Annotated in this window: 23 protein-coding genes and 5 tRNA genes; 22 read left to right on the top strand and 6 right to left on the bottom strand. The window is 35.6% G+C overall.

Features of this window, described 5'->3' with window-relative positions:
• Positions 1 to 216: 216 nt before the first annotated feature.
• From JEP40_RS15695 to JEP40_RS15680, 4 genes are all read left to right on the top strand, one after another.
• Positions 217 to 1,437 (top strand): PfkB family carbohydrate kinase, encoded by a 1,221-nt coding sequence (locus tag JEP40_RS15695; protein WP_198624309.1) that lies wholly within the window; start codon positions 217 to 219, stop codon positions 1,435 to 1,437.
• 27 nt (positions 1,438 to 1,464) lie between these two features.
• Positions 1,465 to 2,202, top strand: a complete 738-nt coding sequence (locus JEP40_RS15690; protein ID WP_198624308.1) for a glutamine amidotransferase — start codon at positions 1,465 to 1,467, stop codon at positions 2,200 to 2,202.
• Between the two features lie 131 nt (positions 2,203 to 2,333).
• A complete protein-coding gene (locus tag JEP40_RS15685) occupies positions 2,334 to 3,290 on the top strand; it encodes a DMT family transporter (protein ID WP_109407683.1) in 957 nt (318 codons plus the stop codon).
• A gap of 10 nt (positions 3,291 to 3,300) precedes the next feature.
• Positions 3,301 to 4,332, top strand: a complete 1,032-nt coding sequence (locus tag JEP40_RS15680; protein WP_109407682.1) for a methylphosphonate esterase — start codon at positions 3,301 to 3,303, stop codon at positions 4,330 to 4,332.
• 108 nt (positions 4,333 to 4,440) lie between these two features.
• Here the strand turns inward: JEP40_RS15680 and glpX are convergent, their stop codons facing one another.
• Complete coding sequence (gene glpX, locus JEP40_RS15675) at positions 4,441 to 5,421, bottom strand: class II fructose-bisphosphatase (RefSeq protein ID WP_198624307.1); 981 nt, start codon at positions 5,419 to 5,421, stop codon at positions 4,441 to 4,443.
• A 206-nt stretch (positions 5,422 to 5,627) separates the two neighbouring features.
• Between glpX and JEP40_RS15670 the strand changes: the two genes are divergently transcribed.
• The 10 genes from JEP40_RS15670 to JEP40_RS15625 all read left to right on the top strand — a co-directional run bounded on the left by JEP40_RS15670 (position 5,628) and on the right by JEP40_RS15625 (position 13,338).
• On the top strand, positions 5,628 to 8,666 hold the full coding sequence (locus JEP40_RS15670; RefSeq protein WP_198624306.1) for a DUF2339 domain-containing protein: 3,039 nt from the start codon (positions 5,628 to 5,630) through the stop codon (positions 8,664 to 8,666).
• A 98-nt stretch (positions 8,667 to 8,764) separates the two neighbouring features.
• The gene (locus tag JEP40_RS15665; protein WP_198624305.1) at positions 8,765 to 9,169 is read left to right on the top strand and encodes a GFA family protein; all 405 of its coding nucleotides are present in this window, start codon (positions 8,765 to 8,767) and stop codon (positions 9,167 to 9,169) included.
• A 150-nt stretch (positions 9,170 to 9,319) separates the two neighbouring features.
• Positions 9,320 to 10,048, top strand: a complete 729-nt coding sequence (locus JEP40_RS15660) for a LuxR C-terminal-related transcriptional regulator (RefSeq protein ID WP_232799323.1) — start codon at positions 9,320 to 9,322, stop codon at positions 10,046 to 10,048.
• Positions 10,032 to 11,864, top strand: a complete 1,833-nt coding sequence (gene uvrC / locus JEP40_RS15655; RefSeq protein ID WP_198624304.1) for an excinuclease ABC subunit UvrC — start codon at positions 10,032 to 10,034, stop codon at positions 11,862 to 11,864. The genes JEP40_RS15660 and uvrC overlap by 17 nt, the downstream gene beginning before the upstream one ends.
• A gap of 55 nt (positions 11,865 to 11,919) precedes the next feature.
• The gene (pgsA, locus tag JEP40_RS15650; protein WP_072068332.1) at positions 11,920 to 12,468 is read left to right on the top strand and encodes a CDP-diacylglycerol--glycerol-3-phosphate 3-phosphatidyltransferase; all 549 of its coding nucleotides are present in this window, start codon (positions 11,920 to 11,922) and stop codon (positions 12,466 to 12,468) included.
• Between the two features lie 141 nt (positions 12,469 to 12,609).
• A tRNA-Gly gene (locus JEP40_RS15645) sits at positions 12,610 to 12,685 on the top strand.
• Positions 12,686 to 12,710: 25 nt separating this feature from the next.
• A tRNA-Cys gene (locus JEP40_RS15640) sits at positions 12,711 to 12,784 on the top strand.
• A 5-nt stretch (positions 12,785 to 12,789) separates the two neighbouring features.
• Positions 12,790 to 12,876, top strand: a tRNA-Leu gene (locus tag JEP40_RS15635).
• Positions 12,877 to 13,000: 124 nt separating this feature from the next.
• Positions 13,001 to 13,087: transfer RNA gene (locus JEP40_RS15630), tRNA-Leu, on the top strand.
• A gap of 164 nt (positions 13,088 to 13,251) precedes the next feature.
• Positions 13,252 to 13,338, top strand: a tRNA-Leu gene (locus tag JEP40_RS15625).
• Between the two features lie 52 nt (positions 13,339 to 13,390).
• Here the strand turns inward: JEP40_RS15625 and JEP40_RS15620 are convergent.
• From JEP40_RS15620 to JEP40_RS15610, 3 genes are all read right to left on the bottom strand, one after another.
• Entirely contained in the window at positions 13,391 to 14,560 is a 1,170-nt protein-coding gene (locus JEP40_RS15620; protein ID WP_198624303.1) for an iron-containing alcohol dehydrogenase, read from the bottom strand.
• A gap of 241 nt (positions 14,561 to 14,801) precedes the next feature.
• On the bottom strand, positions 14,802 to 15,716 hold the full coding sequence (locus JEP40_RS15615) for an AraC family transcriptional regulator (protein WP_198624302.1): 915 nt from the start codon (positions 15,714 to 15,716) through the stop codon (positions 14,802 to 14,804).
• A 167-nt stretch (positions 15,717 to 15,883) separates the two neighbouring features.
• Entirely contained in the window at positions 15,884 to 16,249 is a 366-nt protein-coding gene (locus JEP40_RS15610; RefSeq protein ID WP_198624301.1) for a DUF305 domain-containing protein, read from the bottom strand.
• A 289-nt stretch (positions 16,250 to 16,538) separates the two neighbouring features.
• Between JEP40_RS15610 and JEP40_RS15605 the strand changes: the two genes are divergently transcribed.
• The 5 genes from JEP40_RS15605 (at position 16,539) to JEP40_RS15585 (ending at position 20,445) form a co-directional block, all read left to right on the top strand.
• Positions 16,539 to 17,324: a class I SAM-dependent methyltransferase gene (locus tag JEP40_RS15605; protein WP_420094343.1), complete on the top strand. Its 786-nt coding sequence runs from the start codon at positions 16,539 to 16,541 to the stop codon at positions 17,322 to 17,324.
• A gap of 203 nt (positions 17,325 to 17,527) precedes the next feature.
• On the top strand, positions 17,528 to 17,947 hold the full coding sequence (locus JEP40_RS15600; RefSeq protein WP_198624300.1) for a hypothetical protein: 420 nt from the start codon (positions 17,528 to 17,530) through the stop codon (positions 17,945 to 17,947).
• A 460-nt stretch (positions 17,948 to 18,407) separates the two neighbouring features.
• A complete protein-coding gene (locus JEP40_RS15595; protein ID WP_198624299.1) occupies positions 18,408 to 19,637 on the top strand; it encodes a sugar transporter in 1,230 nt (409 codons plus the stop codon).
• A gap of 133 nt (positions 19,638 to 19,770) precedes the next feature.
• Positions 19,771 to 20,103, top strand: a complete 333-nt coding sequence (locus tag JEP40_RS15590) for an SMR family transporter (protein ID WP_198624298.1) — start codon at positions 19,771 to 19,773, stop codon at positions 20,101 to 20,103.
• A 33-nt stretch (positions 20,104 to 20,136) separates the two neighbouring features.
• Positions 20,137 to 20,445, top strand: a complete 309-nt coding sequence (locus tag JEP40_RS15585) for a DUF333 domain-containing protein (RefSeq protein WP_198624297.1) — start codon at positions 20,137 to 20,139, stop codon at positions 20,443 to 20,445.
• An 89-nt stretch (positions 20,446 to 20,534) separates the two neighbouring features.
• Here JEP40_RS15585 and dsbB read toward each other — a convergent pair whose 3' ends face one another.
• Entirely contained in the window at positions 20,535 to 21,059 is a 525-nt protein-coding gene (gene dsbB / locus JEP40_RS15580) for a disulfide bond formation protein DsbB (RefSeq protein WP_198624296.1), read from the bottom strand.
• Positions 21,060 to 21,232: 173 nt separating this feature from the next.
• Complete coding sequence (nhaB, locus tag JEP40_RS15575; protein WP_198624295.1) at positions 21,233 to 22,777, bottom strand: sodium/proton antiporter NhaB; 1,545 nt, start codon at positions 22,775 to 22,777, stop codon at positions 21,233 to 21,235.
• Positions 22,778 to 23,010: 233 nt separating this feature from the next.
• On the opposite strand from nhaB, the gene fadR reads away from it, so the two are divergent.
• From fadR to alr, 3 genes are all read left to right on the top strand, one after another.
• Entirely contained in the window at positions 23,011 to 23,730 is a 720-nt protein-coding gene (gene fadR / locus JEP40_RS15570) for a fatty acid metabolism transcriptional regulator FadR (protein ID WP_072068321.1), read from the top strand.
• Between the two features lie 473 nt (positions 23,731 to 24,203).
• Complete coding sequence (locus JEP40_RS15565) at positions 24,204 to 25,508, top strand: D-amino acid dehydrogenase (protein WP_198624294.1); 1,305 nt, start codon at positions 24,204 to 24,206, stop codon at positions 25,506 to 25,508.
• A 13-nt stretch (positions 25,509 to 25,521) separates the two neighbouring features.
• Positions 25,522 to 26,634 (top strand): alanine racemase, encoded by a 1,113-nt coding sequence (gene alr / locus JEP40_RS15560; RefSeq protein WP_198624293.1) that lies wholly within the window; start codon positions 25,522 to 25,524, stop codon positions 26,632 to 26,634.
• Positions 26,635 to 26,669 lie beyond the last annotated feature (35 nt).

Here is a 26,669-nt window from a genome sequence, read left to right as displayed (position 1 = left end):
ATAAATTATTTTTCAAGTTTATTTTTTCTTGAAAAGAAATAAGACGTTAGCCTATTTATTAAATAATCTTACGGTTATCGTTATTTGTTTCTGTTTATTTTTGCTTTTTATTTTTGTATTTCTGTTTTTTTTTGCTTTTAATAAATAACATATGATTGTAATCACAATCCCATAACAACTAATAAACTAAAGTTGTTGCCATAGAGGTAACATTAAATGAAAGCAGAACGTCATAAAAAAATAATTAATCTGATCAAAGGTAATGGTGCTGTAAAAGTTTCTGTTTTGGCGAAAGAACTTGATGTTACCAAAGAAACAATTCGATCAGATTTAAATACATTAGCCGAAAAAGGAATTATAAGAAGATGCCATGGTGGCGCTTTTATAGAATTTGAGACATTAGATAAAGTAGCGAAGAAAGAAATTATACAATTTCTAGAATGTAATGACCAAATTGATAAAAACGATTTAGCAAATAAAACAGCAATAAATAAGGTGTGTGTACTGGGTTCATTTAATGTCGATATGATTAGTTATTTGCCTAGATTGCCAGAAGCCGGGGAATCCTTATTATCGAATAAGTTTATCTTCTCACCAGGAGGTAAAGGCTGTAACCAAGCACTGGCAGCAAGCTATGCCGATGCACAAGTGCATTTCATTACTAAGATAGGAACTGACCAATTTAGTGATTATGCAGTTAATTTTATATCGTCATCAAGAATAAAAACATCAACGATATATCAAACTGAAAATTATCAAACAGGTACAGCCTCTATTTTTGTTTCAGAGGAAAGTGGAGAGAATATTATTTCTATTTACTCTGGTGCTAACATGGATATCTCTGTAGATGAAGTGAAAATACAGAAAGATAAAATTATTGATGCAGATATTATTTTATTACAGTTAGAAACGAATATTGAAGCATTAAAAGAAATTATTGCTATCGGAAATGAAAATAATATTCCTATTATTCTTAATCCGGCGCCTTATAACAAAATAGTTAATGAATTACTTCCTATGATAGATGTATTAACACCTAATGAAACGGAAGCGAGTTTGTTATCTGGAATAGAGGTTATTGACTTAGGATCTGCAAAAAATGCAGCAGTTTCTATTTATCAACAAGGCGTAAATAAGGTGGTTATTACGCTAGGTAGTAAAGGTTCGTTAGCTTATGACGGATATAAGTATATTTACTCTCCGGCATATCCGGCAGTGGTAAAGAATACCGCAGGGGCAGGTGACGCTTTTAATGGCGCGCTCGCTGCCTCATTGGCAAAAGGAAAGCAGTTTTCTTATGCGTTACGCTATGCATCAGCTTTTTCATCATTAGCTGTTGAGACGAGTAATGCTTCAGAAATGCCTGAAGATATTAATGTCATGCATCGCATCAATCAAACAACATATTCACAGATTGTCACCCAATCCCCTGAATAAATAATCTTTTTTGAAAGAGGAATAAAAATGAAAATCTTATTTATTGGTGAGTCATGGCATATTCATATGATCCACTCTAAAGGCTACGACAGTTTCACTTCCAGCAAATATGAAGAAGGTTCAACGTTCTTATTAAGTTGCTTAAGAGAGAAAGGTGTTGAAGTCGATTATATGCCTGCTCATACCGTTCAGGTCGCTTTTCCACAAACGGCAGAAGCTTTAGCTAAATACGACGTTATTGTGATTAGCGACATTGGTGCTAATACATTCCTTCTGCAAAACGACACATTCTACAACATGAAAGTTATTCCTAATGCACTGGGATTAATTAAAGAGTTTGTAGCGAATGGTGGTGGCTTATTAATGATTGGTGGTTACTTATCATTTATGGGTATTGAAGCCAAAGCTAATTACAAAAATACATTACTTGCAGAAGTTCTGCCTGTTGAAATGCTTGATGGTGATGATCGTGTTGAAGCACCTGAAGGTGTATTTGCAAGTGCAGTGAATGCAACACATGCATCAGTAAAAGGCTTTGGTGAATGGCCGATGTTCCTTGGTTATAACAAAGTATCGGCTAAAGAAAACACAGAAACTGTATTAAATATTGGTGAAGATCCATTGCTAGTATTTGGTCAATTCGAAAAAGGAAAAACAGGTTGCTTTATGAGTGACTGTTCGCCGCACTGGGGGAGTAAAGAATTTTTAGCATGGCCACATTACGCCGATATGTGGGTCAACATTCTTAAACAAATCGCGCGTTAATTTGAATTAAGAATAACTGTTATAAAAAGTAAAAAAGCGCAGAGTTGCAGCTCTGCGCAAATAAAAAAACCGATTACTTGAAAAATAAAAAAAGAAATCACTCATAGCCAATAATCCAAAAGGAACATCTTATGAGTACAAAAAATTTATCAACACCCTTGCTGATGTTAGCAACTGTGTTAGCAGGTATGCTATCACCAATGCAATCTGCGGTGAATGGGCAGTTAGGTCATGTTTTAAAAGATGGTAATGCCAGTGCAGTTATCTCTTTTGCCAGTGGTTTAGTGGTAATGTTTTTTATCATAATGTCGAAAAAACAGTACCGTCAGCAATTTGCATCAATTCCAAGTTTAATTAAAACACGCAAAATTCCATTATGGAACTGGTTTGCGGGTCTTTGTGGCGCGATGGTTGTTTTCTCTGAAGGAGCTTCGGCAAGTGCATTAGGGATTGCTACATTCCAAACGGCATTAATTTCAGCACTGTTATTATCCGGCTTATTATGCGACCGTTTTGGTGTGGGTGTGGATGAGAAAAAATATTTCACGCCATATCGTGTATTAGGTGCTGTGTTGGCCGTTGTTGCAACTCTATTTGTAGTTTCTCCACAATGGCATTCAACTTCATTTATTTATTTAGCAATCTTACCTTTCCTTGCTGGTTTATTAGCTGGTTGGCAACCCGCGGGTAACTCTAAAGTAGCTGAAGCAACGGGTTCTATGATGGTGTCTATTACTTGGAACTTTATTGTTGGCTTTACTGTTTTAACGATTGCTTTAATTGTTCGTATGGCATTAGGCCATATTACACTTGAATTACCAGGAACATGGTGGATGTATTTAGGCGGTCCTTTAGGACTGATGTCTATCGCGTTAATGGCTATTTTAGTTCGCGGTTTAGGCTTGCTGATGTTAGGTGTTGCATCCACAGCGGGTCAGTTATTAGGTTCCGTCTTAATTGATCTGTTATTACCTTCATTAGGCAATACCGTTTATTTAGTAACAATTATCGGTACATTATTTGCGTTAGTGGGAGCGATTGTAACCACAATCCCTGAGTTCAGAGCCACTAAGCCAGCGAAAGCATAGGAGTAACATGATGAAAGGTTATATTCAAACTGTAACGGGCCCCGTTAAAAAAGAAGATATGGGACTGACATTACCTCATGAACACCTGTTTAATGATCTCTCTGGTGTTGTTGATGAACCTTTTTATGAATTCTCACATGTATTAGTTGATAAAAAAGTCAGTGCAGATATTCAATGGGGACTTAAATACGATCCTTATTGTTGTTGCGACAATATGGATAAAAAGCCAATTGATGATGTTATTTTTGAATTAAATAACTTTAAAGAATTAGGTGGCAGAACGATTGTTGATGCAACAGGATCTTCATCCATTGGGCGTGATATTAGAAAGCTAAGACAAGTTGCAGAAATAACAGGGATCAATGTTGTTGCTTCCTCAGGGCTTTATATTGAAAAATTTGAAGGTCAACGTCTTGCTGATGATATCGAGGCAATGGCAAAGATTATTGATGACGAATTAAATGTAGGCATTGATGGTACAGATATTCGTGCAGGAATGATTGGTGAAATTGGGGTTTCTCCTTTCTTTACTGACGGTGAGAAAAATAGCTTACGTGCAGCCGCAATTGCCCAAAATAACAATCCTCATGCTTCTATGAATATTCATATGCCCGGCTGGCAACGTCGTGGTGATGAAGTTTTAGATATTCTGTTATCTGAAATGGGCTGCAATCCTGCTAAAATATCATTAGCACACTCTGATCCATCGGGTAAAGATATTGATTATCAATGCAAAATGCTTGATCGTGGTGTTTGGCTTGAGTTTGATATGATTGGTCTTGATATCTCTTTCCCTAAAGAGGGCGCTGCGCCAAGTGTTATGGATACTGTTGAAGCTGTCGCAACCTTAATTGAAAGAGGTTATGGTAGCCAAATTGTATTAAGTCATGATGTGTTTTTAAAACAAATGTGGGCAAAAAATGGCGGAAATGGCTGGGGATTTGTTCCGAATGTCTTCCTTTCATTATTAGCTCAACGTGGTATTGATAACTCTATTATCAAAAAATTATGTGTTGATAATCCAGCAAATTTATTGGCTTAAATCTGAGTTCAAATAAATAACAATAAATATATCCCTTGAAATATTTGGCGGCACTTTAATAGAGTGCCGCTTTTTTATGTCTCAAGAAATCGGAGACAAATTAAAAAATTAACGTAAATGATAATTGTCAATATAACGTAGTGAATGTGTTGAACCATTAATCACTAAAGAATGTGTTTGAAGATATTGAGATTGTTGATTAACACCAGATAAAAGATCACCGGCCGTAATAGCGGTTGCTGCAAACATCACATCTTGATTACGAACTAATGTGTCTAGTGATAATTTAATATTTACATCGGTTCCCATTTTATGGCAGCGAGCAATTTCACTGATAGCAAACTCTCTATTTTCTGCAGTATTTCCTTTTGCGATATCACGTGTAATCAGGCGGGCTTGCATATCACCACCAAGTGCTTTAGCTATCGCGGCACTAATAACACCTTCTGGAGCTCCGCCAATACCGTACATAACATCAATACTATTATTTGGCATTGTGGCATATAAGGAAGCAAGAACATCACCATCAGGTAACGTAATGACATTGATCCCTTTGGAACGAAGGTCGTTAATAATATCGTAGTGGCGAGGCTTGTCTAAAATCGCCAGCGTAAGTTGCTCAAGTGATTTATTTAATGTTTGTGCAATAGCATCGAGGTTATATTCTAGGCAATGGTTAAGATCAATAACGCCAGCAGCTTGCTTACCGACAATTAATTTTTCCATATACATATCGGGAGCTTGTAAAAAACTGCCTTCAAAACCTGCGGCTAAAATAGCAAGAGAATTGTTTTCGCCCGTTGCTACCATGCGAGTGCCATCAATAGGATCAACGGCAATTTCTATTTTTTCACCCTTGCCATTACCAACTTGTTCACCGATATAAAGCATCGGCGCTTCATCTATTTCGCCTTCACCAATAACGATTTCACCATTGATATTTAAGCTATTTAAACGTGCTCTCATGGCACTTACAGCGGCATCATCCGCTGCGTTTTTATTTTGTTTTCCGATCCAAGGCATTGCTGCAATGGCTGCAGCTTCTGTTACAGAAGCAATCGCGTTAGTTAATTCGTCATTTAATTTCATATTATGAATGTGTTTTTTAATACAAATGGAAGATTAAGGGAGTTGATAGATCATACCTTTTTTTTGAAATTGTGCGCTAGGTTTAAATCAAGAGTTCTTGAAATTGATTATTTAGGAATAAACTAAGATAAATCTGTGAAAATTAAAGTATAACTAAGGTTAAGAGATTAAAAATACATGGTGTATTATGCAAAAGGATTAGGTTAATGGACGATTTTTTGACGCTCATTGTTACGGTATTTGTCGTGGTATCTTTGTATTGGCAATATCATTCTTATACAAACACCAACTCATTGTTGTTTCGAATTAAGCAACTTGAAGAAAAGCTTACTGAACAACAAGCGAAATTATTTAAGCTATTAAATAAAAATAGTTCTGTAAATGAGAGTGCAGAGCTTGATGCTAATAAAAATGAAATAGGCGATTTATCGCATGAAATAAAAAGGGAGACAAAATCAACTTCATCAAGTTATAAGCCTAAAACAAGTACATTCATTAACGAAAAAGAAGAGATACAAAATCAGGTTGAAAATAAAGAATCGCCTGTTTACCAACAAGCACAAGTATCAAAAGAAACGACATTTGATAAAGTTTCTCCTAAAGAACAGCCACCGATTGCTGATACTTCTATTAGCAAAGCACTTAATGTAGAAGATCAACATACGAATAAGCCAACACCTTCTAAGCTGCAGGAGCCAAAACCTTACCAACCTAAAGTTTCGACGAGCCGTTTTGCTCACCGTTATCAGAACGAGCCAAAAAACACACCAACTGAAAATATACCAACGCCACTTTCAGAAAATGTGGTGAATGTAGCGAGAACTAATCAATCTGGATCTCAAACTGATAACTTAGGTACAACAACAGCTCAAGCCAGACCTGCATCACAATATAGACCTGCTTTAAATCCTCAACCAAAACGTCAACAGAAATCGATTTTGGGGCTTATTTGGAATTGGGTAGTAACAGGAAATCCGTTAGCTAAGATAGGGATGTTATTACTCTTTTTTGGTCTATCTTATCTACTTAAATACAGTATTGAGAATGAGCTTATCTCAGCATCAACACGTTTAATGATGGCTGGATCAGGATGCTTGGTCTTACTAGGTCTCGGCTGGTGGCTTAGAAAGAAAAACTTGATGTATGCACTTATTTTGCAAGGAGGCGGAATTGGTGGGCTGTATATCACTATTTTTGCAGCTACTAAAATTTATGATTTTATTCCTATTGGCATCGCATTAGCCATTATGGTGTTTATTTGTATAGTCAGTGTTATTTTAGCTGTTCTTCATCGAGCGATTAGTTTAGCGGTATTAGCTTCATTAGGTGGTTATTTAGCGCCTGTTTTATTGTCTACGGGTAGTGGCAATTATATCGCATTGTTTAGCTATTATCTTATTCTTTCCATTGGCATTCTTATTATTAGCCATTGGCAAATTTGGCGTTTATTAAATCTTATTGGTTTTGTTTTTACTTTTGGTATCGGTTTTATATGGGCAATACCAAATTATACTCATGCCGATTATTTACCTTGCCAGTTATTTTTAATTGCAAATTGGTTGATTTTTGGTGTTGCAACGGAGCTTTCAACATTAAAAAATAAACTGAGACTCAATATTCCTTTTGATGCCACATTATTATTCGGTACACCATTGATTGGTTTTATCTTCCAACACCGATTAGCATCAGAATGGGAATACGGCGTTGCTATTGCTTCATCTCTTTATGGATTAACCTATTTTGCGTTGAGTTGGTTTGTTCTTAAACGCTATCGCGAAGAGGGTAAATTACTGGCTATTGCTTTCTTTATGCTATCAGCCACATTTGCTACTTTAGCTGTACCATTTGCTTTCTCTGCTGAATGGACATCTATGGTATGGGCAATTGAAGGGGTTATGATCCTTGCGTTTTCTGTTTTACAACAACAAAAGAAACCAGCTATTGCTGGGACTATTTTAGTGGCAGTTTCCTTTGTTCTACTATTTAACATGCGTGTTATTTCGTTAAGTGATTGGTTCATGTTTATAACACAAGTGATTGTTGTATTTGCAGTGGCGATACTGTGGTATCGAGCTAAATTTATTAATATTGATAACCGTACTATTGGATATGTAACATTATTTATTGCTGTAGCGAGTTGGGGATATTGCGTATTCTCTTTGCAAGAGTATGGCGAATATTGGTTCTCTCCAAGTGCGAAAGCCATTACTTTTGCTTTTATTCTTATTAGTTGTTGGGGAATGTATTTCACAGGTAAAAAAACACAATTCTCTGAATTAGCGAGTTGCTCTGTTTTATTATGGCCAATGTCAGCGCTTATTATGTTAGTGTATATTTTCCTAGCTGGATCATTAATTGATAATTGGTTAAGTGCCATTATATGGATAGCAATATTTGCGAGTGGTTTCTATTTACTTAAGGTTAATACATTATTGCCTATGCAAAGGTTAAATAAAGCATTAATTCATGTTATGCATCTTGTTTTTATTGGTTTGTTCTTATTCACTGAAATAATTTGGCTAGTGGATACTACTTATCTTTATGCAAGCTTACATTTTGCCAGTGTTATTTTTTCCATAAGCTTATATATAGTAATAAGCAACATACTTGTCATGAGAGTTAACTGGATTAAAACGTATCTAAATACTTATTTAGTAATAACAGTGCCGGTTTTAGCTTTACTTGCTCTTTCTTTAATTTTTGCAAATATGAATAATGGTACTGAAAGTGGTATTAAATTTATACCACTATTTAATCTGATGGATCTTATGGGTATTGTGGGGATATGGGTGGGCTATAAATTTATTTCAGTAATGGAACAATCCCCTAAATATCAACAATTATTACAAAATAACTTTCCATTATACAATTATATTATTCCCGCAATGATTTTCTGGTGGGTTAATGGGATTTTATTAAGAGGATTAGTCTTTGCCACTGATATTGATTGGGCAATGTATGAGATCATTAACTCTAAAGTGATCCAAACAGTATTAGCCATTATTTGGGCAATTACCGCATTAGTGACAATGGTGATGGCAACACGCAAAAAATCACGTTCAAGTTGGTTTGTTGGTGGAGGGTTATTAGCTGTTGTCATCGCTAAACTCTTCCTAATTGATACATCATTAAGTAGTGGATTACTTAGAGCATTGGCCTTTATTGGTGTTGCTATACTGATTTTGTTAATCGGTTATTTCTCACCATTACCGCCTAAAAAGCAAAGTCAGAAGGCAAAAGTGTAGGAAATATCTACGCTTAAAAGTGCTTATTTTGGAAATTAAATCATGCATATAATCTTAAAAAATTTATGCATGATTTAAAAACTAAGAGGAGAGTATCGATGCATCAAGGTCAATGTTTGTGTGGTGGTGTTAAATTGTCAACTTTAAAAAATATCACTGAACTCAGTGTTTGCCATTGCAGTATGTGTTTACGTTGGAATGGTGGACCAGGGTTTTCAATTGATTGCCAGTCAGATTTGAATATTGAAGGTGAGGAAAATATCACACGTTATGATTCGTCATTATGGGGTGAAAGGGCATTTTGTAAGCACTGTGGTTCTCATCTTTTTTATCATCTGAAAGAAGCCAATATTTATTATGTATCAGCAGGGTTATTTTCTGAAAAAAAAGAAAGCAAGCTTACTTTACAAATTTTTATAGATAATAAGCCGCACTATTATAATTTTGTAGAGAAAACATCAATGCTTACAGAAAAAGATATTATGGATATGTTTAATAAATAAAATTGGTGCTATTTATTAATTATTTTCATTTGAATTTTTGATTGTCATAAAGACTCATTTATATGGGGCTTTATTTATATCTGAATAATTAATAGTATCGATTTAATAAAAAAGATAACATTGGTAAAAAAACTAGAATGTTAATGAGTAATGCAATATGATAATTGGGATTTAAATAAATACAGTTTTTTTAACACGTTATCTAAAAAGGGAAAGTTATTGATAAATACAATAATAATAAGTCAGGTTGAGTTATTTAGCTTGGGAATAAAAACACTTCTTAGTCAAATCAAAAAAATCAATATTAGAAAAATCATGACTGATGAAACAGAAGCATTCCGCTATTGCCGTCAGTTTTCTGTTAATCTTATTATTATTTATTCATCTCCTTCCGTTTCATTAATTGATTCAATAAAAAGGATTAAACGTTCATTCTTATCAATTAAAATTATTGTTATTTCACCTAATACTGATTCCATTTTATCTATACCGCTTCTTCAATTGGGAATTGAAGGTTTTGTGGTCATAGATGCCTCGTGTGAAAATATTCTTCAAGCCATTCGACAAGTGTGTATTGGCCAACGTTATTTAAGCCAAGAACTTGCTATGGATATTGCACTGGCAAAATTACAAAAAGATTTGAATCCATTACATCATTTATCTGAAAGAGAACTGCAAGTGATGTCTATGATAATTAGAGGAAAAAAAATCACACAAATTGCAGATGAGTTAAATCTCAATACAAAAACAGTAAATAGTTACCGTTATCGAATGTTTAGTAAACTTAAAATCTCAGGTGATGTAGAATTAACTCATATAGCAATACGTTATGGGTTAATTGAGATAGAGAGTCATTTACAAAGTGGAAGACAAATTTGACGCCAAAGCATTCTTAAGCCGAGTCACTGATAAACCAGGTGTTTATCGAATGTACGATGCAACAGATACTGTAATTTATGTCGGTAAAGCCAAAGATCTGAAAAAAAGGCTTTCGAGTTATTTTCGTGTGCAAGTAAATAGCCGTAAAACCGAGGCATTGGTTAAGTGTATTGCAAATATTGATGTGACTATTACACATACAGAAACGGAAGCATTGTTGCTAGAGCATAGTTACATTCAGCGCTATCAACCTCGTTATAATGTGTTATTACGAGATGATAAATCTTATCCTTATATTTATTTAAGTGGGGATAAACACCCAAGACTAGCTAGCTACCGCGGTGCAAAGCATGCAAAAGGAGAATATTTTGGGCCTTTTCCTAACTCTTTTGCAGTAAGAGAAACCTTGGCATTGATGCAAAAATTATTTCCTATTCGTCAATGTGAAGACAGTGTGTATCGCAATCGTTCAAGGCCTTGTTTGCAGTATCAAATTGGTCGCTGTCTGGCACCTTGTGTGAAAGGTTATGTTTCAGACGAAGAATATGCTCAACAAGTTAATTATGTACGGCTTTTCCTTTCTGGTGATGATACACAAGTTATTGAAGGCCTCGTGACACGAATGGAAGAAGCAAGCCAAGATTTACGCTTTGAAGAAGCTGCACGTATTCGTGATCAAATTCAAGCCGTGAGACAAGTAACGGAAAAACAATTTGTTGCCAATATTGGTGATGATCTTGATGTGATTAGTGTTGCTTTTAATGGCGCGATTGCTTGTGTGTATGTTCTCTTTTTCCGACAAGGTAAAGTATTAGGAAGCCGAAGTTATTTTCCTAAAATTCCAGCAAATACTTCACTTGATGAAGTAGTTCAAACTTTTATTGGTCAATTTTATTTGCAAGGAAGTGCAATTAGAACATTACCGACTGAAATTTTGCTCGATTTTAATTTGGAAGATAAAGCGATCCTTTCTGAATCTATCTCGTCTATTGCGGGACGAAAAATTCAAATTCAAACTAAACCTCGTGGTGATAGGGCGCGTTACTTGAAATTAGCTAGAACAAATGCAGCAACCGCATTGGCTTCAAAACAAGTCGAACAATCGACAATTTCACAACGTTATGCCTCACTGATGTCTCTTCTTGATATGAAAGAGATAAAACGAATGGAATGTTTTGATATTAGTCACACCATGGGGGAACAAACTGTGGCTTCATGTGTAGTATTTGACATGAATGGCCCATTAAAATCGGAATATAGGCGTTATAATATTAGTGGCATTACTCCTGGTGATGATTATGCGGCGATGAATCAAGTACTCACTCGACGTTATGGTAAATCATTAGAAGAAAATAAAGTTCCTGATATTATTTTTATTGATGGTGGTAAAGGGCAATTAGCACAAGCAATAGAGGTATTTAATTCTCTGGATGTTGATTGGGATAAGTCGCACCCTAAATTAATTGGTGTTGCAAAAGGGAGTGATCGTAAAGCAGGGCTTGAAACCTTGTTTTTTGTCCCTGAAGGTGAAGGAATGGCATTACCTTCTGATTCACCCGCGTTGCATTTGATTCAACATATACGTGATGAATCGCATCGTCATGCAATAACTGGGCACCGTCAACGTAGAGCGAAAGTGAAAAATACCAGCTCATTAGAGTCTATTGAAGGTGTGGGGCCTAAACGTCGTCAAATGTTATTGAAATATATGGGGGGGCTACAAGCTTTACGAGATGCAAGTGTGGAAGAAATTGCGAAAGTCCCCACAATTTCGACAGCATTAGCAGAAAAAATATTTAATGCGTTGAAACACTAAGTGTATTGATGCACCATATTAATAACTCTCACTTTTCTAGGTCGTGTAGAACGCTATGCAACTAAATATCCCAACTTGGCTAACTCTATTTCGTGTCGCTTTGATCCCATTCTTTGTTTTGGTGTTCTATTTACCATTCAAAGATGCCCCATTAGTATGTGCTATTATTTTTATGGTAGCAGCTGCAACTGATTGGTTTGATGGGTTTTTAGCACGTAGATTGAAACAAACTACTCGCTTTGGGGCTTTCCTTGACCCAGTGGCAGATAAAGTAATGGTTGCAACCGCACTTGTTTTAATTACAGAGTATTATCATGAGTGGTGGATAACTTTACCGGCAGCAACCATGATCGCTCGTGAAATAATTATCTCTTCATTAAGAGAATGGATGGCAGAATTAGGAAAACGCAACAGTGTTGCTGTTTCTTGGATTGGAAAAGTGAAGACAACCGCACAAATGGGATCGTTAGTTGTGTTATTATGGCGTCCTACGGTTGAAGCGGAATGGTTTGGATTTGCATTATTGTATGTCGCAACTGTGTTGACTTTTTGGTCAATGTTTCAATATTTGAGCGCTGCATGGTCAGATTTGCGTGAAGCTTGATCGAAATGACTGAAAATTCACCGAACAGTCAAAAAGATGCAAATATAGTGTTGACTAGATTCAGGAAATCAGTAGAATGCAACGCATCGAAAGGCACAACGGTTTACAGAAATAAATAAGTAAATCAGCAAGTTCGGTAAAGCGGGAATAGCTCAGTTGGTAGAGCACAACCTTGCCAAGGTTGGGGTCGCGAGTTCGAGTCTCGTTTCCCGCTCCAATCTCTCATGAGATTGAGCAGTTGAGGCGCGTTGGCAGAGTGGTCATGCAGCGGATTGCAAATCCGTGTACCTCGGTTCGATTCCGGGACGCGCCTCCATTAATGCCCAGGTGGTGAAATCGGTAGACACAAGGGATTTAAAATCCCTCGGCTGTAAGGCTGTGCGGGTTCAAGTCCCGCCCTGGGCACCATCTCTTTTAGATAAAGAGTTTGGTGCAAAAAAAAAGTCCATTGTGAATGGCATTGTAGTAGTTAAGTCGTCCATACCAGTATTTATCTTGATTATAAGAATTTACGGGCGCACCACAGAATTTAGCCCAGGTGGTGAAATCGGTAGACACAAGGGATTTAAAATCCCTCGGCTGTAAGGCTGTGCGGGTTCAAGTCCCGCCCTGGGCACCATATAAAATGCGGACCTTAATTTAGGTCCGTTTTTTCTTCCACTACTCTTAATTAGTGAAAGAAGAACAAAACATTAAGTTGGTTATTTTAGATGTAAATGCTTTAAATTTATTTGTTGCCTTGTTTTATTAACAATATTATCGGTAACGAGTAAATACAATTTAGCCCAGGTGGTGAAATCGGTAGACACAAGGGATTTAAAATCCCTCGGCTGTAAGGCTGTGCGGGTTCAAGTCCCGCCCTGGGCACCATATAAAAAACGGACCTCATTGAGGTCCGTTTTTTTTGCCTATTCAAATTGCATTAAAAACTCTCTTCTAAGATAGTAAGCACATCTTTAGTTGTTAGCTTTTTATAACCTTTGCCAATAATTGTTGTGGATTGAGCAATACTTGGTAGCATGTCTTTTGTAGCACCTAGTGCTTCTAATGAAGTGACAATACCGCATTCTTTTGTGAAACGTTCAAGTGCATCAATACCTTCAAGTGCAATTTGCTCATGAGTTTTACCTTCTGTAGAAACTTCCCACACCTGAGTGGCAAAGCGTACGAATTTATCAAGGCCAAATTTATAGATAAAACGATAATAAGGCAGAGAGATTGCAGCAAGACCCATTCCATGGGCACAATCGGTATAAGCTCCTAATTGATGTTCAATCATATGAACTTGCCAATCTTGTGTTTTTGATAGTCCTGTCAACGTGTTTAATGCTAGAGTTGCATTCCACATCAGGTTACTTCTTGCTTCATAATCAGTTGGATTTTTAAGTGCGATACGTAAATTATCAATAGAAGATTTTAATAAAGCCTCAATTAAATAATCGGTTGTATTTGCGCCTTGATCAGAAAAGTATTGCTCCATCAAATGAGACATCGTGTCATATACACCACTTACCATCTGATATTGAGAAACCGTAAAGGTGTATTCTGGATCTAAAATTGAAAATTTAGGAAATACATTGGCAGGAAAGACACGGCCAATTTTATATTTTGTTTTTTCATGCGTAATGACTGAACCGCCATTCATTTCAGAACCTGTTCCTACCATGGTAAGAATTGACGCAACAGGAACAATTTTATTTTCAATTTCTTGATATTCAACCCAATACTTTTGGAAAGGATCTTCATTTTCACAATAAGCTGAAACAGAGATACCTTTGGCACAATCAATAACGGAACCTCCACCGACAGCTAAAATTAAGCTGACATTATATTCACGCACTAATTGAGCGCCTTCCATCATTTTCGCATAGGTTGGATTGGGCATAACTCCAGATAACTCAATCACTTTTTTTCCTGCATGCTTGAGTATTGCCATGACTTCATCATAAAGGCCATTAGATTTGATAGCATTACGGCCATACATCAGCATGATAGTTTCGCCATAATGTGATAATTCATCATTTAATTTAGCAAGAGAGTTCTTACCAAAATGAATAGTTGTCGGATTGTAGTAAGAGAAATCGAGTTGCATTTTGATATCCTATTGCAATATTAAGTTGATAGCTATCTCATTGAAGCATAGTTTATTTTTCAACATCGAGAGATATGATCTCTATTTTGTTGATATAGATGCTATCGCTTTCGTATTTAGATATGAATGTCCGATCTTCTTAGTCTCTTGCCTAATTTTCCAAAAAACTAAAAAAATGATAATAAATAATATAAGTAGGCAATAAAGATAAAGCGATTTAGCTTATAAAAAGTGTTTGTATTCAAACATTATTAGATTCTTTGAGCATTTTTATATCAGTTGCAGGAGGCGCTCCAAATAATCGACTATATTCACGACTGAATTGAGAAGGGCTTTCATAGCCAACACGAAATGTTGTTGTTATTGCACCTAAGTTTTCAGTTAACATTAATCGTCGAGCCTCGTTGAGGCGAAGTTTTTTCTGAAATTGGAGTGGTGTCATTGATGTTATTGTCCGAAAATGCGTATAAAAAGCAGATTTACTCATTCCTGTGTATGAGGCTAATTCATTGATATTAATTGGTTTTATAAAGTTATTTTTTAACCAATCAACCGCTTTTGATATTTGATGGCTATGGCTACCCGCTGTAACGATTTGATTTAAACGCTCACCTTGCTCAGTGATCAGCAAGCGATAAAAAATCTCACGTTTTATACCTGGGGCAAGAATTTTAATGCTATCAGGGGTATTAAGAAGATCGAGTAAGCGAATAAATGCATTTAATAAAGGTTCTGATAATTCACCAATCGCAATCCCTTTTTGAGCGCTTGAATTTAAATTAAATATTAATTCGCTATCGACGATCAGTTGAGATATTTCTTGTAGATCTAACTCCATTACAAGCCCTAAAAAAGGTTTATCCTCACTGGCCTTCATAATATTGGCCATAACAGGAAGCTCGATGGAAGAAATTAAAAAATGGTTGGCATCATAAATAAAACTTTCTTCCCCTAAAATTACTCTTTTTTCACCTTGAGCAATTAAGCATATACCTGACTTATGTGTATGACTGGTAATCGGTGTAGGGAAAGTCCAGTGCGTTAATGCTAATCCTGGGATTTGGGTGTCAAGATAATGCGTATTGTGAGTCCATTTTGCAATTTGCATGGCAAGTTTTTGGGTTAATAACGCCATGTTTTCTTTATTATTATTCATGCAAACTCCATACAGGGTAAAGCGAAAAATATTACTCTAATAGTAAAATTATAATGTATGAGATGAATATTAGACAATTATTTGATTTAGCTTGAATAGGAAATTTGGCAGGGAATACTAAAAATAAAACAGGCTGTGATCTTTTGGGTCACAGCCATATAAATCTATTATTTATTAGTCTTATTCTTTTCTAACCATTTTTGCATTTGTTCAATCTCCGGGCCTTGTGCATCAATAATAGCTTGAGCTAGCTTGCGCATTTCAGGATCTGTGCCGTATTTCAATTCAATTTTAGCCATATCAATAGCGCCTAAATGGTGGGCAATCATACCATCGGCAAAAGCAACATCTGCATTATCAGTGTTCATTCCTTTTGCCATATCGGCATGCATTTTATTCATAGACTCAGTGAGCTCTTTTTGCATTGGAGAGCTATTATGTGATGCATCCATATTCATATGTGTATTATTTGCCATTGCACTAAAAGAAATAGCACTCATTAAAATAATAGTGGCAGATAAAATCTTTTTCATAACAGTTTCCTTTACTTTATCGTGAAATTGTTATTACTTTAAAGATTCCCCTTAGGGGAAGGTCAATGTTGTTATTCAAAGTTTAATATTCTTTACTTTTAATGACGTAATTACAGAATAGTTTATTTAACTCATTCTATTTCAATAAATTTCATATCACGATTAAAAATTTATTTATTGTGTGCTTTAAGATTTTCTTTATAAAAACAGAGAAAAGTAATGATAACTATTCCCATTAAATGTTTTTTATTATAAAGTTGCATTATTAATGCAACTTTATGGGGGCAATATGGAAACTCAAACAACAACACAATCTATGTCTCAAGAACAGTCAAAAGTAGGACATACTTTTTTAGCTAGTTTAGGAAAAACACGCTTAAGACCAGGTGGTGTGGAAGCATCTGATTGGTTAATTAATAATGGGAATTTTACATCCTCAAGCTATGTTTTAGAGATTGCTTGTAATATGGCGACAACATCAATCGAAATAGCGCAAAAATATGGTTGTCATATTATTGCGATTGATATGGATGAAAAAGCATTAGCTAATGCACAACATAATGTTGAAAATGCGCAGTTATCACATTTGATTCAGCTAACAAAAGCCAATGCCTTATCTCTGCCTTTTCCCGATAATAGCTTTGATGTTGTTTTAAATGAAGCGATGTTGACAATGTATGCGGATAAAGCCAAAGCTAAATTAGTAAAAGAGTATTATCGTGTTTTAAAACCCGGCGGTCTGTTATTAACACATGATATTATGAAAAAAAATAATGATGTCGATAAAGATAATTTTATTGGGGTCGTGAAATCAAACGTGGCTCCTATGTTTAAGCAAGAATGGCATGACTTGTTTATTAATATTGGCTTTTCAGAAGTAAAAATAAAATCAGGCAATATGAGCTTAATGTCACCTGCAGGTTTAATCCGTGATGAAGGTTTACTTAGAACAGCAAAAATAATTAAAAATGGACTGAAAAATAAACAAAATAGAGAAAGATTTTTATCAATGTTTCGTTTTTTTAGAGAAAATCGTCATAATTTAAATTATATTGCGTGTTGCTCTAAGAAATGATTTTTATTAAGATAAATTTATATATTGATTATCAGCACCTACGATTAGGTGCTTATTTTTTATAAAAATAAAATAAGAATAATTAGAACTGTATACCTCCGTAATAAAATGTAAAAAATAAAAAGAATCGTAATCCAGATTGAACCTGAATTATTTAAACTATATATATTAAAAATAGAGATAACAAATATATGGAGTTAAAGATGAAACAAATACTCATTATTGCAGGAGGGCTTTTATCACTGACAATCATGTTGGCTATTTTTATTGCAATTTTAATGGTGTCTGTCTTTAAAGAAACAACGGCTGAAATTTGGAATGAAGGGCGTGAAGTCATTGAAAATTCATCATCAAAAATGAGCGAAACTATTTCTACTGTAGAAGCAAAGCGCGATACGCTTATGGCTGTCTATAAGACAAAAGAGAATAATGGTAGTTGTCAACAATTAGCTCAAAAGTTAAATGAGGTTGATAGTGCACTTTCTAAAAGGCGTTTAATTTTACCCCGATCGGCTGTAGAACAAATTACTACGATTAAAAATACTTTTGATGAATCAACATCATCCACAGGAAACATAGCTTGCGAGCAAGCAATTCAAGTTATTGATAATTTAAGCCAGTAATTGATATATCCTTCCTATTTTTATTCATTTTTCATCTCAATATAAGAATATTTTCAATAAATAAATTAATATTTCTTATCATAATTCAATGAATACACTGTGTATTTTTACTCAGAATTGTTTGTTTCTATTATTTTAATCAGATTACGAATGAGTTATTTATATCTGCAATGTTAACATACTTAGAGTATGTTAACGTTAAAAAGAAGTTGCGCTAGGGATTTAAAGTCATGAGATGAATATGCTAAAATTGATAGCTGATTCGCTTTAGCTATGAAGTTTAGTCATAATTTGGTTTGTTTTTTGTTTTGAAAAAACGCATTTTTGTATTTATGTCCTTTTTTTATTATCAATAAATCAAAACTTTTTAAAGCAAGTGGACAAAGCGAGTTATATGAAGACTTATATTATAAAGCAATGATATATACATCAATATTATTTAAGAAAGTATCGACTAATTATGAATATCGCAACACCAACCATAAATGAAGTAAGTCGCCAAACAGCGTGGATCAGGGTAATAATATTGTCGTTTGCAGCTTTCGTTTTTAATACAACAGAATTTGTTCCTGTTGCTCTGTTAAGTGATATTTCTGAAAGCTTTGGAATGATCCCAGCTCAAACAGGTTTAATGATCACAATATATGCTTGGGTGGTTGCTTTAATGTCATTACCATTAATGATAATGACTAGTAAAGTTGAACGCCGTAAGTTACTTATTATCTTATTTATTCTTTTTATTTTAAGTCATATATTATCTGGTATTGCATGGGATTTTAAATCGTTGATAGCAGGGCGTATAGGCGTTGCTTTTTCTCATGCGGTTTTTTGGTCTATTACTGCCTCATTGGCAATTAGAGTAGCGCCTCCTGGTAAACGAGCTCAAGCGTTAGGTTTATTAGCAACAGGAACAGCGTTAGCTACAGTTCTTGGTTTACCCATTGGGCGTGTTGTTGGGCAATGGTTAGGATGGCGTGCAACATTTATGGGAATTGGTGTTTTAGCTTTAATTACCATGTTTGCATTAATGCGCTATTTACCTTTATTACCCAGTGAGCATTCTGGTTCATTAAAAAGTGTACCTGTATTATTAAAACGTGGGCCATTAATGGGGATTTTCCTGTTAACAGTTATTGCCGTTACTGCACACTTTACGGCTTATAGCTATATCGAGCCTTTTGTTATTGATATTGCAAAATTAGATCAAAACTTTGCTACGTTAGTTTTACTTATTTTTGGTGGTGCTGGTATTATTGGTAGTGTGCTATTTAGTCGTTACAGTGCCAAGATGCCAACATCATTTTTATTTTTTGCACTAATTTTACTTACTGCTTGCTTAAGTTTATTAATGATAAGTAGCCAAAATTTAACGACATTTATTGTGTTGATTATCTTTTGGGGAATTGGCTTTATGTGTATCGGTCTTGGTATGCAAGTTAAAGTGATTGATTTAGCTCCAGATGCAACAGATATTGCGATGTCTATTTACTCCGGTATTTTTAATATTGGTATTGGTGCTGGAGCTTTGATTGGTAATCAAGTTATTTTACATGCGGGTATGCCAAGCATGGGTTATGCCGGCATGATATTAAGCATTATTGCTGTTATCTGGTGTGGTTTTATTTTTAGTCGTTATCGCGTTTCTATGGGGGGAAAGCCCCGTAAAAAAAATCAGCTTCATCAACATTAAATAAGTCTTTTTATTTTAAAAGGCATCTATTCGATATGAAGGATGCCTTTTTTATTTGTCGTAGATGAATATCCTCAATAGAGCTTGTGATAGAATTCACAAAATTGACTTTGTATAAGATTAAGGCGAAAAAATGAATGGATTAACTTACTTAATGTTGGCGATTATATCTGAAGTGATTGCGACAACAATGTTAAAAGCCTCTGAAGGCTTTAGTCGATTATATCCATCCATTGTTGTTGTCATTGGCTATTGTTTTTCTTTTTGGGCACTTTCTCAAGTGGTAAGAGTTATGCCATTGGGTATTGCTTATGCAATATGGAGTGGTTTAGGGATTGTGTTAGTTTCTGTTGCAGCCGTTTTCCTTTATCAACAAAAACTTGATCTACCTGCCATTATCGGTATGGGATTGATTATTGCTGGTGTTTTAGTCATAAACTTACTCTCAAAAAGTGCTTCACACTAATAGTGAATAACAGCAGACATTAGGGTGCCTTTGATGCAAAGAAAATTTAAAACAACATATTATCTGTTTATGTTAGCTGGCTTTGGTTTTATTGCAGGATGCAGTAGTTCAACCCAGACACAATACTCATCAACACAAGCAGTGAATAAAAGCAGAACAATACCGACAACAAGTCTTAGCGTTCCTTTAGATGAATCGGCTAAGGCAACATGTGTTTTTTCAGGAGGGATACCTTCTTTAAACTATGAATTACATGGTGGGCAGACACCAGTGTGTCAGTTTGCTAATGGTAAGCGCTGTAGTGAACAAGCTTTGATTGAAGGGGTTTGTATTCCAGGTTAAACCGAGTTAAAGCATATTATTTAGTCAATGTTAATGTCTTGATTTTCGACAATAAATTGCCCCTAGTAGTGTTACTAAGGGCAATTTTTTTATTCTTTTGATTTAAAAGAACTTGTGATTTGGCTCATTAAGACCAATAGACCCACAACAAAGTAAGCAGAGAAAATAATTAGCATCCATTGAGGCATTTCTAATGTCAAGAATTGCCATTGGCTGACAGAGCAGTCACCCGTTGCTTGGAATACAGCAGGGAACCAATTTTGCAATGCAAACCAAGAAGGCAATGTGACAAAGAAGTCACATGTTGCAAAAGGTGATGGATTAATAATAAGTTGCGTATGCTCCCAAGCTAGTTCAATGCCTCGGTAAGCTGAATAAAGCCATAAAAAACTACCTGCCATACGCATAAGTGCCATTTTGGGTGCGCTTGCACCAATGAATGCGGCAACTAATATTCCTAATACTGCGATGCGTTGATAAACGCACATCACACAAGGCATTAATTCCATTCCGTACTGAAAATACAATGCAGCACCTTCAAGTCCTATTGCCGTTAATGCAAGCAATAGCCATGAAAAACGGCGTTGTGACCAGTGACGAAGAGCAGTCAGCATAATAATGTCCATTTAAATATTAAAATAAGTGTCTATTTTGCCCAAAAATCAAGTGCAAAAAAAGTTAAAAGCTGTTATTTCACAAATATTTACATTCAATCTTCTTTTAATGAAAAAATAGGACTTTTATCAAGTAAAAGTCCTATTTTTGTGGTGTAACTTTAGAACTATTGTTATGGAATAGCAACCAGGCCTATTTCATAAAACCAATGTGTTGTAGGAACTAACCAAAATTCAACGGCGAGTAAACCAAATAATGTCATTATAATAGTATATGGCAGAGCCATTATTACCATTCGTCCATACGATAAACGAATAAGCGGAGATAGTGCGGAGGTTAATAAAAATAGGAATGCCGCTTGCCCATTCGGCGTGGCGACAGAAGGTAAGTTTGTACCTGTATTAATGGCAACACCTATATGTTCATATTGTGATTGACTAATTAATCCATCTTGTAATGCCGTTAAGGCCTCACTGATATAAACAGTACCCACAAAAACGTTATCTGAAATAGCAGATAATAGACCATTAAACAGATAGAAGAGAGAAAGCTGTGAGGATTCTGAAGCTTGGAGAACAAACTGAATAATTGGACCAAATAATTGTTGGTCAATAATAACGGCAACAATAGAGAAGAAAACGGTCAACAATGCAGTGAAAGGTAAGGCTTCTTCAAATGCTTTACCAAGCGCATGCTCTTCTGTAATACCACAAAATGCAGTCGCAAGGATGATAACAGATAAACCAATAATACCGACTTCTGCTAAATGGAGTGCTAAAGCAACAATTAACCAGATCCCAATTAATGCTTGAACCATTAATTGTGCTTTTTCTTGAGAAGTGCGTTTTTCACTGTTTTTCTTATCGTACTCAGTTAAAACTTTACGAACTAAATCAGGTAATTCAGCACCATAACCAAAAAGCTTAAAGCGCTCTACTAAATAGCACACAGCAAGACCTGCAAAAAAAACAGGAATTGTGACAGGTGACATTCGAATAAAGAAGGTCACAAAATCCCACTCTAAATGTTTTGCAATAATCAGGTTTTGGGGCTCACCTACCATGGTCATTACGCCACCTAATGCAGTACCTACACCGGCATGCATCATTAAGCTACGTAAAAAAGCACGGAATTGTTCTAATGTTTGTTTTTTCTCTGCCGTATCAATAAATCCATCATTATTTAGCTCTGCTCCTGCTTGGTTAGAGGCGAAGTTATGATAAATAGAGTAGAAACCGAGAGAAACACTGATCACAACAGCGATAACGGTTAAAGCATCTAAAAAGGCAGATAAAAATGCACTTGCAAAGCAAAAAGCGATGGATAACATTCGTTTAGAACGAATGGATAAAAGCAATTTGGTAAAAGCAAAAAGTAATAATTGCTTCATAAAATAGATACCCGCAACCATAAAGACGAGAAGTAAAATAACTTCAAGGTTGTTGGCAATTTCATGACCAATTTGTTTTGGGCTAGTCATTCCAATAATGACGGCCTCAATGGCAAGTAGTCCTCCGGGTTGTAATGGGTAACACTTTAACGCCATAGCCAGTGTAAAAATAAATTCTACAACTAACAGCCAACCGGCGACAAAAGGGTCAACAAAGAAAAAAATCAGTGGGTTGATAATTAAAAAAGTAAGAATAGCAAGCTTATACCAATCGGGAGAATTTCCCATAAAGTTCTTTAGTAGTGCTTGTCTTATACTCATATCCATTAGGTTTCTCATCCTCCAAACAGAGATTTTAAGCGCAATCATGCGCGATCTAACCATAGTACGCGTTAATTGCTGTGAAATTAAGCGCGTTAGTAATAATAAATTGATAAAACTACATCAGGTTTTATGATGCCACTCACTATTTAATGATGGTTGAGCTATATCAAAATTACGCATTCTGATATTATCTTTTTCATTATTAGCAGAAAAATCGCTTCGGAAGAAATAAAAATATGGTTATTAAGGCTCAAAGCCCCGCAGGTTTTGCGGAAGAGTATATTGTTGAAAGCATCTGGAATAATCGTTTTCCCCCTGGATCTATCCTACCAGCGGAACGTGAACTGTCTGAATTAATTGGTGTAACAAGAACCACATTAAGAGAAGTATTACAGCGTCTTGCTCGCGATGGATGGCTAACGATTCAACATGGAAAGCCAACAAAGGTAAACAATTTCTGGGAAACATCCGGCCTTAATATTCTTGAAACGGTAGCTCGTCTCGATCATGATCGTGTTCCGCAATTAATTGATAATTTATTGGCGGTAAGAACTAATATTTCAGCTATTTTTATCCGCACTGCATTTAGAAGCAATCCTGAAAAATGTATTGAAGTTTTAAATCATCAGCTAACGACAGAAAATAGTGCTGATGAATTCAGTGAATTAGATTACAACATTTTTCGTGGTCTAGCTTTCGCATCAGGCAATCCAATTTATGGTCTTATCCTCAATGGGTTGAAAGGACTGTATACACGTGTTGGTCGTTACTATTTTTCAAATATTCAAGCTAAAGAACTTGCATTAGCATTCTATAAAAAATTAGCTGCATTATGTGAACAAAAAGATGTTGAGCATGTAATGGAATGTGTTCGTCAATATGGTAAAGACAGTGGGATTATCTGGCAAAGTTTGCAATCACCACTTCCTAGTGATTTGGAAGAAGTTAAACGTTAATTTTTTGCGGTTTTTGTCATAATAGAAAAGGCCAGTATCCTCATTGATTTGTGATGCTGGTTTTTTTATTTTTTTAAAAAACAAAATGTCATATTTTAGGCAATGCTTTAAATAGACTAATTTTAGTAAAAAGAGTTACCAAAGTTAGTTAATTGAAAAATTATAGTCTAAAATTCTATCTATATTTGGTTTTTAATAAAATCCGCATTCTTGTTTCCTACGGATTAAATTCTCTTCAAAGTAAATTAATTTATTAATAAATATTCTTATCATTTATTAGTAAAAATTTATCCTGTTGATTTTATTTATTAATTTTATAATTCTCGTTGAAAATTACTTATTCAACAATAAACAAATGTGACTTAACTCTAAAATTTGCTTTTTTATTCGCCTAGATGATTATTCTATATTGGCTTTTTGTGTATGGAATATTATTCTTATGTTATATCAATGTAAATTATTGGAGTCTTGCCATGAAAGTGATCATCTTAGGTGGCGGCGTTATTGGTGTAACAAGTGCGTGGTATCTTGTGCAGCAAGGGCATGAAGTTATTGTTGTTGATAGACAAAGTAGTGCCGCAGAAGAAACCAGTGCGGGCAATGCTGGCCAAATTTCGCCAGGATATGCAACCCCTTGGGGCGCTCCAGGTATTCCGTTAAAAGCAGTAAAATGGATGTTCCAAAAACATGCACCCTTAGCCATTAAACCGGACGGTTCACTGTTCCAATTGCGTTGGATGTGGCAAATGTTACGCAATTGTGATGCATCACATTACACTATGAATAAAAGTCGGATGGTGCGCATTGCTGAATATAGTCGTGATTGTATCCGCCAGTTGCGTCAAGATACGGGAATTGAATATGAAGGGCGCCAAGGGGGAACTCTTCAACTTTTCCGTGATCAAAAGCAATTTGATAATGCCTCTAATGATATTGCTGTCTTAAAGCAAGAGGGCGTTGCTTATGAATTATTGACGGCAGATCAACTTAAATTAGCAGAGCCTGCACTAGAGCATGTGAGTCATAAACTCACCGGTGGTTTGCGTTTACCAAATGATGAAACAGGTGACTGCCAAATTTTCACGAAAAAACTCGCTAAAATGGCAGAGGAAGCAGGTGTTACATTCTTATTTAACAAAGAAATTAAACATTTGTTATTTGATGGTGATAAAGTAGCGGGCGTTCAATGCCATGATGGGTTACTCACCGCGGATCATTACGTCGTTGCAATGGGCTCTTACTCAACGGAATTTTTGAGAAATAAAGTCGCCATTCCTGTTTATCCGCTTAAAGGCTATTCACTTACGATGCCGATTATTGATGCTTCAAGAGCACCAACATCAACTATTCTCGATGAAACCTATAAAATTGCAGTAACGCGTTTTAATGAGCGAATTCGTGTCGGTGGAATGGCGGAAGTCGTTGGTTTTAATTTGGATGTTTTAAAATCACGCTGTGAAACATTAAAAATGGTTGTACAAGATCTTTATCAAGGTGGTGGCGATATAGAAAAGGCCACATTCTGGACAGGATTAAGACCTATGACGCCAGATGGTACTCCTATTGTCGGGCCAACGGCTTATCGTAATTTATCTTTAAATACAGGGCATGGCACATTAGGTTGGACGATGGCATGTGGCTCTGGGCAACTATTGGCTGATTTAATTTCAGGGAATAAACCTGCCATTGCCGCTGATGATTTATCTGTGTTTCGGTATATCGATGGCTTTAATACTAAATTGCTCTTACCGGGGCAAAAACTTGATGCAGCTTATTAATTGAGGAAAAATCATGTCCAGACCCGCAAAAGTAACCATTAACCTCGATGCATTAAGCCATAATCTGTCTGTTATCAAAGAGAGAGTGAAAGGCAGCAAAGTATGGTCTGTTGTAAAAGCAGATGCTTATGGGCATGGATTATCCTGTGTTTGGCCAGCATTGAGTCATACAGATGGTTTTGCATTAATTGAATTAGACAAAGCCATTATGCTAAGAGAGCAAGGGTGGGTAGGTCCCATCCTTTTACTTGAAGGTTTTTTTAAACCTGAAGATGTTTATTTATTAGAGCGTTACTCTCTAACAACGGCGATCCACTCTGATTGGCAATTTGATGCCATAGAAAAGGCACACTTAGAACGCCCCATTAATATCTATCTTAAACTTAATAGTGGAATGAATAGATTAGGTTATCGTTCTGATGTTTATCAACAAGCCATTGCTCGCGCTAAAAGTATCAGTAACATTGGCTCTATTATACAAATGTCGCATTTTGCTAATGCAGATACAGGGCTGAATATGGATGCGCAAAAAGCAGTAATTAATCAAGCTATGGTAAAAGAATTACCTCTATGTCTAGCAAATTCGGCGGCAACGTTATTTAACCCTGAAACATATCAAGATTGGGTGCGACCAGGCATTATTTTATATGGTGTTTCTCCTTCGGGTGTTTGGCAAGATATTGCTGATTTCGATTTACAACCCGTAATGACATTTAATAGTGAGATATTAGCCATTCAACAAGTGAAAAAAGGTGAACAAATAGGCTATGGCAGTCGATATACCGCTGAGCGTGATATGCGAATAGGGATTGTTGCCTGTGGTTATGCCGATGGTTATCCAAGACATGCGCCAGATGGTACACCAGTTATTGTTAATGGACATAAAACACAATTGGTAGGGCGTATTTCGATGGATATGTTAACCGTTGATGTTACGGATTTCCCCGATGTCAATTATGGTAGCTCAGTTGAATTATGGGGTGAACAACTACCTGTTGACGATGTTGCAACGGCATGTGGCACTATTGGTTATGAGTTACTGTGTGCAATAGCTCCTCGAGTTACAGTTGAAGTGATGATAAATCTACCTAATTCCACTTTTTCTGATCTAAATGAAAGTTGTTGATAATCACTAAACTAGAATAAGCTTAAATTTATTTT

This window comes from Proteus vulgaris (assembly GCF_016239305.1).
In the GTDB taxonomy this organism is placed as follows: Bacteria; Pseudomonadota; Gammaproteobacteria; order Enterobacterales; family Enterobacteriaceae; genus Proteus; species Proteus vulgaris_C.
Note: the sequence above shows the minus strand (reverse complement) of the source record. Positions and strands in the feature narration are given on the sequence as shown.

Bases quoted from the DNA above. Each gene is read 5' to 3' on its own strand.
- JEP40_RS15695 (WP_198624309.1), top strand. From the start codon at position 217: ATGAAAGCAGAACGTCATAAAAAAATAATTAATCTGATCAAAGGTAAT.
- JEP40_RS15690 (WP_198624308.1), top strand. From the start codon at position 1,465: ATGAAAATCTTATTTATTGGTGAGTCATGGCATATTCATATGATCCAC.
- JEP40_RS15685 (WP_109407683.1), top strand. From the start codon at position 2,334: ATGAGTACAAAAAATTTATCAACACCCTTGCTGATGTTAGCAACTGTG.
- JEP40_RS15680 (WP_109407682.1), top strand. From the start codon at position 3,301: ATGAAAGGTTATATTCAAACTGTAACGGGCCCCGTTAAAAAAGAAGAT.
- glpX (WP_198624307.1), bottom strand. From the start codon at position 5,421: ATGAAATTAAATGACGAATTAACTAACGCGATTGCTTCTGTAACAGAA.
- JEP40_RS15670 (WP_198624306.1), top strand. From the start codon at position 5,628: ATGGACGATTTTTTGACGCTCATTGTTACGGTATTTGTCGTGGTATCT.
- JEP40_RS15665 (WP_198624305.1), top strand. From the start codon at position 8,765: ATGCATCAAGGTCAATGTTTGTGTGGTGGTGTTAAATTGTCAACTTTA.
- JEP40_RS15660 (WP_232799323.1), top strand. From the start codon at position 9,320: ATGCAATATGATAATTGGGATTTAAATAAATACAGTTTTTTTAACACG.
- pgsA (WP_072068332.1), top strand. From the start codon at position 11,920: ATGCAACTAAATATCCCAACTTGGCTAACTCTATTTCGTGTCGCTTTG.
- JEP40_RS15620 (WP_198624303.1), bottom strand. From the start codon at position 14,560: ATGCAACTCGATTTCTCTTACTACAATCCGACAACTATTCATTTTGGT.
- JEP40_RS15615 (WP_198624302.1), bottom strand. From the start codon at position 15,716: ATGAATAATAATAAAGAAAACATGGCGTTATTAACCCAAAAACTTGCC.
- JEP40_RS15610 (WP_198624301.1), bottom strand. From the start codon at position 16,249: ATGAAAAAGATTTTATCTGCCACTATTATTTTAATGAGTGCTATTTCT.
- JEP40_RS15605 (WP_420094343.1), top strand. From the start codon at position 16,539: ATGGAAACTCAAACAACAACACAATCTATGTCTCAAGAACAGTCAAAA.
- JEP40_RS15600 (WP_198624300.1), top strand. From the start codon at position 17,528: ATGAAACAAATACTCATTATTGCAGGAGGGCTTTTATCACTGACAATC.
- JEP40_RS15595 (WP_198624299.1), top strand. From the start codon at position 18,408: ATGAATATCGCAACACCAACCATAAATGAAGTAAGTCGCCAAACAGCG.
- JEP40_RS15590 (WP_198624298.1), top strand. From the start codon at position 19,771: ATGAATGGATTAACTTACTTAATGTTGGCGATTATATCTGAAGTGATT.
- JEP40_RS15585 (WP_198624297.1), top strand. From the start codon at position 20,137: ATGCAAAGAAAATTTAAAACAACATATTATCTGTTTATGTTAGCTGGC.
- dsbB (WP_198624296.1), bottom strand. From the start codon at position 21,059: ATGCTGACTGCTCTTCGTCACTGGTCACAACGCCGTTTTTCATGGCTA.
- nhaB (WP_198624295.1), bottom strand. From the start codon at position 22,777: ATGGATATGAGTATAAGACAAGCACTACTAAAGAACTTTATGGGAAAT.
- fadR (WP_072068321.1), top strand. From the start codon at position 23,011: ATGGTTATTAAGGCTCAAAGCCCCGCAGGTTTTGCGGAAGAGTATATT.
- JEP40_RS15565 (WP_198624294.1), top strand. From the start codon at position 24,204: ATGAAAGTGATCATCTTAGGTGGCGGCGTTATTGGTGTAACAAGTGCG.
- alr (WP_198624293.1), top strand. From the start codon at position 25,522: ATGTCCAGACCCGCAAAAGTAACCATTAACCTCGATGCATTAAGCCAT.